The sequence below is a fragment of the Phytoactinopolyspora endophytica genome (assembly GCF_004138495.1).
Classification (GTDB): domain Bacteria; phylum Actinomycetota; class Actinomycetes; order Jiangellales; family Jiangellaceae; genus Phytoactinopolyspora; species Phytoactinopolyspora endophytica.
Genome location: NZ_ML142849.1, coordinates 469,732 through 476,014 on the forward strand (window position 1 = coordinate 469,732; position 6,283 = coordinate 476,014).

Genomic DNA, 6,283 nt, shown 5'->3' on the forward strand with positions numbered 1-6,283 from the left:
AGCAGCGGCCTGGCCAGCAAGAACCGGCGGTCATACAGCTCGTGCTCGAGCCTGTCGACATCGGTGACGCCGGCCGCCTCGGCCGCCCGCAGATGCAACAGCTGGCGAGGGAAGTCCCAGTCGTACAGGGCCTGGGCGGCGTCGACGCCTTCATAGCACTGCAACCGGATCAGCGGCGCGCCCAACGCCGTCGACAGTGCGTGCGCCAGCGACGTCTTCCCGACGCCGGCCTCCCCTTCGATGAACAATGGCCGGCGCATGCGCAGCGCCAGGTACGCGGCGGTGGCGAGCCCGTCGTCGGCCAGGTAACCCGTCGCATCCAGCCGCTCGGCCAGCTCCTCCGGCCCGGCGACGTCGACGTCCTCAGCCACCCCGCCCTCGCCGCTGGGGTCCCGGATCTCCGTCATAAAGCAACGCTACGCCCTCATTGGGCCGAGTGGGCCGGCGTCCCGCTGATGTGCAGCGTCGTACGCCGGTGCTATGCCATGCCAGACGATTCATCGTAAAAGAAGTTGCGCTCTCCACCGACGTCAAGCATCCTCTTCAAGGTCCATACGGGCGACCGTCGGCCAATCGACTCCGGACGGACGGTCATGCCCACGCACAACACGACACCGCGGTCACACGGCCGCGCCGGGGCGTTGCTGCGGCACCATGCCCCGTTTCGGTCCCTGTTCGCCGCCCGCATCGTCTCCTTCACCGGTGACTCGCTGAGTCTGGTCGCGCTCATGCTCCACGTCGCGGACACCACCGGCCAGGCGATCGCGGTCTCTTTGCTACTCGTCGCCGGGGATCTCGTCCCGGGGGCGGTGAGCCCGCTGGCCGGGGCGATCAGCGACCGCTTCGACCGCAAGCGCGTCATGATCACGTGCGAACTCGCGCAAGGTGCGCTCATGGTGGGTATCGCGCTCTCGCTGCCACCACTTCCACTGCTGCTACCGCTGGTCGCGCTCAGAGCGGTGACTGGGCACGTGTTCATGCCCGCGTCGCGAGCCGCCGTGGCGACCCTGGTGACGGGCGACGACCTTCCGGCAGCGAACTCCACCATCGGGCTCGGCACCAACGGCGGCGAGGTACTCGGCCCGCTGCTGGCTGCCGCGATGATTCCGTTCCTCGGGGTCCAGGGTGTTCTGCTGGCCGACGCCGCGACGTTCTTCCTCTCGGCGTTGCTCTTGATCGGGATCCCACGGCTGCCTCCCGCGCGCCACGGTGATGAAGCCCGTTCCTCTCTGCTCGCCGAGACGAAGGCCGGGCTGGGGTTCATCTGGAGGACCCGGCCGGTGCGGATCATCGTTCTCGGGTTCTGTGCGGTCGTCGCGTTCAACGGCATCGACGACGTGGCCCTCGTCGTTCTGGCCCAAGACACCTTCGACGCCGGTGACAGCGGCGTCGGAGTCCTCCTTGCCGCCGTCGCCATCGGCCTGTTCGCCGGTTACGCGGTGCTTGCGAGGTACAGCCCGCGGATGTCCATGGTGGCACTGCTCATCATCGGATTCGCGGTGAGCAGTATCGGAAACCTGCTGACCGGTGTCGCGTGGGCGGTGGCCGCGGCCTTCGTCGTACAGACGCTGCGCGGTGTCGGTATCGCCGCCATGGACGTCGCCACCAACACCCTCCTGCCCCAGCTCGTCCCTTCCGGGATGCTGGGGCGGGTGTTCGGGAACCTCTACGGCTCCATCGGCGTCGCCGCCGGGCTGTCCTACGTGGCCGGCGGCTTCCTGCTCGATGCCACGTCGGCACCGGTCACGTTCGTCGTCGCCGGCGTGAGCGGCACGATCGCCACGGCTGTCGTCGCTCTCACCCTGCGCGCGTCCCCACCATGGCGAAATCTGCCAGGACCGCGGTAGCGAAACTCGTGAACGTCAGCACGTGACTGATCCCCCGATGATCGAGTAATTTCACCCAGAAGCTCCACCGGCGGAGCGGTATCAAGGCGCCGGCTCCCGCGGGCAGGTGCTCGAACCGAGTCAGGAGGCGCTCATGAGCTCCCCGGTCAGACCGGTCGATCTGAACTACGGCCTCGACGACGTACCGAAACCGCTGCCCAGCCTCGGCCTGGGCATCCAGCACGTGCTCACCATGTTCGGCGCCACCGTCGCGGTGCCGCTGATCCTCGGTCCGGCAATGAACATGCCGCCGGATGATCTCGCCATCCTGGTGAGCTCGGTGATGATCTGTTCCGGCATCGCCACGTTCATCCAGGTACGCTTCGGCACTCGGCTCCCGATCATCCAGGGCGTCTCGTTCGCCTTCCTAGGGCCGTTCTTCGCCATCATCGCCGCCACCGCCGCGCAGGGCGGCGAGGTCACGATGCAGTACATCGCCGGCGCGATCATCGCCGGTGCCGTCCTCGAGATGGTCCTCGGTTACACCGGGCTGTTCGGGAAGCTGCGCAGGTTCATCACCCCGGTGGTGATCGGGCCGGTCATCGCGCTGATCGGGCTGGCGCTCTTCGAGTCCGGCGCTCCGATGGCCGGCGGCAACTGGTGGTTCGGTGCCCTGACGATCGTCGCTGCCCTGACTTTCGTCCTGATCCTGGCGCCACGGCTCAGGCTCTTCTCACTCTTCCCCATCCTGCTGGCCGTGCTCGTCGCCTACCTCACCGCCTGGTTCTTCAGCGCCATCGGTGTACTCGACGAGTCCAACCCCGCCTACATCAGCTTCGACGCGGTCGGCGACGCACCATGGATCCGCAACCTGGTGATCGAGGACGGCGGGATCTTCCTGCCCTGGGGCTGGCCGCAGTTCAGTGCCGGATTCATCCTCGCCACCCTTGCCGGTTATCTCGCCTCGATGATCGAGTCCTACGGCGATTACCACGTGATCTCCCGTGCCGCCGGCGCCGGCGACCCCACCGAGAAACAGATCAGCCGCGGTATCGGAGCCGAAGGTGCCGGGTGCGTCGCCACCGGCCTCTTCGGCGGCTTCGCCTCCACCAGCTACACGGAGAACGTCGGCCTGGTCGCGATGACCAAGGTCGCCAGCCGCCGCGTCGTCTACATAGCCGCAGGTTTCCTCATCGTCCTGGGGCTCGTTGCCAAGTTCGGTGCCGTCGTCGCGACCATCCCGTCTCCGATCGTCGGCGGCCTGTACTGCACGCTGTTCGGGTTGATCGCATCGATCGGCATCTCCAACCTGACCCGGGCCGATATGAGCAGCCAGCGGAACCTGCTGATCGTGGGGTTCATCCTGTTCATGGGTCTGTCCGTGCCCGCCTACTTCGAGAACGTCACCATCGAGATCTCGTGGGCGGACTGGCTCGGCGACGCGATCACCACGGTCGGAAGTACCGGTATGGCGGTGGCCGCGATCTTCGGGCTCATCCTCGACAACGTCGTCCCCGGCACCGACGAGGAACGCGGACTCACGCACCTGGACGATACTCGCGGGCCGGTCGGCGAGGCGCCCGACACCGACGACGGAACGGCGGGCACCTGACGGCTATCCGGCATTCACCGGAAGGAGCCGCAACGGACGACGCGTCAGGTGGCGCGGCCGAACATCGCGTGCGGAGAGACCTTGACCTCCGGCGGTTTCTCCCCCGCCCATTCGGCCTCCCGGATCGCCTTCATCGCGGCCTTGCGGCTCTCCCTGTCCAACCGGTCGACGAACAGGATGCCGTCGAGGTGGTCGGTCTCGTGCTGGATGGCACGGGCGAGCAGCTCGGTGCCTTCGATCGTGACCGGGTCGCCGTACTCGTTGAACCCCTTGGCCACGACGCCGAACGCACGGCGGCAGTCGTACTCGAGCCCGGGGATGGACAGGCAGCCTTCCGGGCCGAACTGTTCCTCCTCGGACAGCTCAAGGGTCGGGTTGATCAGATGCCCGACGATGTCATCGACGTCATAGGTGAACACCCGTAGCGACACACCCAGCTGCGGCGCGGCAAGACCGACGCCGCCGGCTTCGAGCATGGTGTCGGTCAGGTCTTTCACCAGCCCGCGCAGCTCCTTGTCGAACGTGACGACAGGTTCGGCCTTGGTGCGCAGAACCGGATCGCCGAACAGCCGAATCGGCTGGATCGACATCGGGCACCTTCTTTCTCGCTTGCTCCGTTGATCAGCGACGAGGTGACCGCGTCCTTCTCGGCCACCCGATCGACGTTCACCGGAAGATCTGGGTCAATTCAGTCCGGAGCGTGGCTGGGTCGGTGAAGTGCAGTCCCACCATTCCGAGCGCCCGGGAGGCATTCACGTTGGCTTCGTTGTCGTCGATGTACACCGCCGACGACGGATCGATGCCGTACCGATCGAACAGCACGTGGAAGATGCGCGGGTCAGGCTTGACCAGCCGTTCCGTTCCCGACACCACAATCCCGGAGAACCAGGACAGCCACTCGAATCGAGGGTAGGTCAGGTCGAACTTCTCCTCCGACCAGTTGGTCAGGGCGTATAGACCGACACCCCTGTCGTCCTTCAGCTCACGCAGGATGTCGACGGTGCCCTCGATGGGGCCGCCGATCATCTCCTCCCACCGGGTGTCGTAGGCGGCGATCAGCTCGGCATGCTCTGGGAACTGCGCCGTCAGCTTCTCCACGGCCTCAGTCCAGCTCCGGCCCCGGTCCTGCTCCAGGTTCCACTTCGGGGTCGTCACATCGGCGAGGAACCGCTCGATCTCCGCGTCGGAGGCCAGCAGCTTCCGGTACAGGTAACGCGGGTTCCAATCGACGAGCACTCCCCCGAGGTCGAAGACGACCGTCGTCGGAACCTGGGTCATGTCCTCTGCTCGCGCTCCGCCGCTCAGCGTTTCTGCTCGCGCTCCGCTCCTCACTCGCTCCGCGGACAGCTGCGCTCGTTCCTCACTCCGCCGGCCACTCCGCTCGCTCGTCACGTCGCCGCTCAAACGTTGAAGCCCAGGGCGCGCAGCTGCTCACGTCCGTCGTCGGTGATCTTCTCCGGGCCCCACGGCGGCATCCAGACCCAGTTGATCTTCAATCCGCTCACCAAGCCGTCGGTCGCGGCGTTGGCCTGCTCCTCGATGACATCGGTCAGCGGGCAGGCCGCGCTGGTCAGCGTCATATCCACGGTCGCCACGCCATCGTCATCGACGCTCACGCCGTAGATCAGGCCCAGGTCGACGACGTTGATTCCCAGCTCGGGGTCGACGACGTCGCGCAGCGCCTCCTTCAGATCCTCTAGGTCAACAGTGGTCGTCATAATTACTTACTCTCCTTAGGAAATGCGGCGAGACGACCGCGGAGATTAGCGGGGCGGTGTTGGGGGAATCCGTCCATGGTGTGGCGGGCATCGGTGAGGACGAGCCCGCTGGGGTCCCCGCAAAGTATCCGAGCGCCAGCGAGGAACTTTGTGGGGTGGCTCTGCGAGGTCGAACCGCTGGGCGAGGACGGAATTCCCCCATCACCGTCCCTCCTCGGCCAGCGCTCGCGCGGCCGCGTCCTTGAACGCCATCCAAGACAACAGTGCACACTTCACCCTAGCCGGGTAGCGCGCCACGCCGGCGAAGGCGATGCCATCGCCCAACACGTCCTCGTCCGGCTCTACCTGCCCTTTGCCCTGCATCAGCTGGGTGAAAGCGGCCTCTGTCGCGAACGCGTCGTCGACGGTGGACCCGGCCACGAGCTCGTGCAGCACGCTCGCCGAGGCCTGACTGATAGAGCAACCCTGACCGTCGTACGAGACGTCGGCGATCTTGGCACCGTCGAACGACACCCGCACGGTGATCTCGTCTCCGCACGTGGGATTGACATGATGCGACTCGGCGTCGAACGGCTCCCGCAACCCGCGCCCATGCGGCTGCTTGTAGTGATCCAGGATGATCTCCTGGTATAGGGACTCGCTCAACCGAAGAACCTCTTTACCTTCTCGATACCGTCCACCATCGCATTGATCTCCGCGGTCGTGGTGTACAGGAAGAATGACGCTCGCGTGGTCGCAGGTATTCCATAGCGGACACAGACCGGCCGGGCGCAGTGGTGCCCGACCCGGACCGCCACGCCCTGTTCGTCCAGGACCTGCCCGACGTCGTGCGGGTGGACGCCGTCCACGGTGAACGAAATCGTTCCTCCGCGGTCCACGACGCTGTCGGGGCCGATGATGGTGATGCCCTCGACGTCGCGCAACCGGTCCAGGGCATACGCCGTGATGATCTGCTCATGCTGGTGGATCGCCGGCATTCCGATGCCGGTGAGGTAATCCACCGCGGCGCCGAGCCCGATAGCCTGGGCGATCGGCGGCGTGCCGGCCTCGAACTTGTGCGGAACCGACGCGAACGTCGAGCCTTCCATCGCGACGGTCTCGATCATCTCACCGCCACCCAGGAACGG

At 66.2% G+C, this 6,283-nt stretch carries 8 protein-coding genes; 2 read left to right on the forward strand and 6 right to left on the reverse strand.

From position 1 onward, the window contains the following. A partial coding sequence (locus tag ELR45_RS40260) for an AAA family ATPase (RefSeq protein ID WP_240759072.1) occupies nucleotides 1-407 on the reverse strand: 407 nt, incomplete at its 3' end. 186 nt (nucleotides 408-593) lie between these two features. Here ELR45_RS40260 and ELR45_RS02105 point away from each other — a divergent pair. Continuing rightward, nucleotides 594-1,847: an MFS transporter gene (locus tag ELR45_RS02105; RefSeq protein WP_129663021.1), complete on the forward strand. Its 1,254-nt coding sequence runs from the start codon at nucleotides 594-596 to the stop codon at nucleotides 1,845-1,847. Nucleotides 1,848-1,980: 133 nt separating this feature from the next. Then, on the forward strand, nucleotides 1,981-3,438 hold the full coding sequence (locus ELR45_RS02110; protein WP_129663023.1) for a uracil-xanthine permease family protein: 1,458 nt from the start codon (nucleotides 1,981-1,983) through the stop codon (nucleotides 3,436-3,438). A gap of 44 nt (nucleotides 3,439-3,482) precedes the next feature. Here ELR45_RS02110 and def read toward each other — a convergent pair whose 3' ends face one another. From def to ELR45_RS40265, 5 genes are all read right to left on the reverse strand, one after another. Beyond that, the gene (def, locus tag ELR45_RS02115) at nucleotides 3,483-4,028 is read right to left on the reverse strand and encodes a peptide deformylase (protein ID WP_129663025.1); all 546 of its coding nucleotides are present in this window, start codon (nucleotides 4,026-4,028) and stop codon (nucleotides 3,483-3,485) included. 76 nt (nucleotides 4,029-4,104) lie between these two features. Then, on the reverse strand, nucleotides 4,105-4,716 hold the full coding sequence (locus tag ELR45_RS02120) for an HAD family hydrolase (protein ID WP_129663027.1): 612 nt from the start codon (nucleotides 4,714-4,716) through the stop codon (nucleotides 4,105-4,107). A 122-nt stretch (nucleotides 4,717-4,838) separates the two neighbouring features. Continuing rightward, on the reverse strand, nucleotides 4,839-5,156 hold the full coding sequence (locus ELR45_RS02125; protein WP_129663029.1) for a metal-sulfur cluster assembly factor: 318 nt from the start codon (nucleotides 5,154-5,156) through the stop codon (nucleotides 4,839-4,841). Between the two features lie 201 nt (nucleotides 5,157-5,357). Beyond that, a complete protein-coding gene (sufU, locus tag ELR45_RS02130; RefSeq protein WP_205855706.1) occupies nucleotides 5,358-5,801 on the reverse strand; it encodes a Fe-S cluster assembly sulfur transfer protein SufU in 444 nt (147 codons plus the stop codon). Continuing rightward, nucleotides 5,798-6,283: aminotransferase class V-fold PLP-dependent enzyme (locus ELR45_RS40265; RefSeq protein ID WP_240759073.1), on the reverse strand; the 486-nt coding region annotated here is incomplete at its 5' end. The genes ELR45_RS40265 and sufU, both read right to left, overlap by 4 nt.

Excerpts from the sequence above, each read along its gene's own strand:
- ELR45_RS02105 (WP_129663021.1), top strand. The coding sequence starts at position 594 with ATGCCCACGCACAACACGACACCGCGGTCACACGGCCGCGCCGGGGCG.
- ELR45_RS02110 (WP_129663023.1), top strand. The coding sequence starts at position 1,981 with ATGAGCTCCCCGGTCAGACCGGTCGATCTGAACTACGGCCTCGACGAC.
- def (WP_129663025.1), bottom strand. The coding sequence starts at position 4,028 with ATGTCGATCCAGCCGATTCGGCTGTTCGGCGATCCGGTTCTGCGCACC.
- ELR45_RS02120 (WP_129663027.1), bottom strand. The coding sequence starts at position 4,716 with ATGACCCAGGTTCCGACGACGGTCGTCTTCGACCTCGGGGGAGTGCTC.
- ELR45_RS02125 (WP_129663029.1), bottom strand. The coding sequence starts at position 5,156 with ATGACGACCACTGTTGACCTAGAGGATCTGAAGGAGGCGCTGCGCGAC.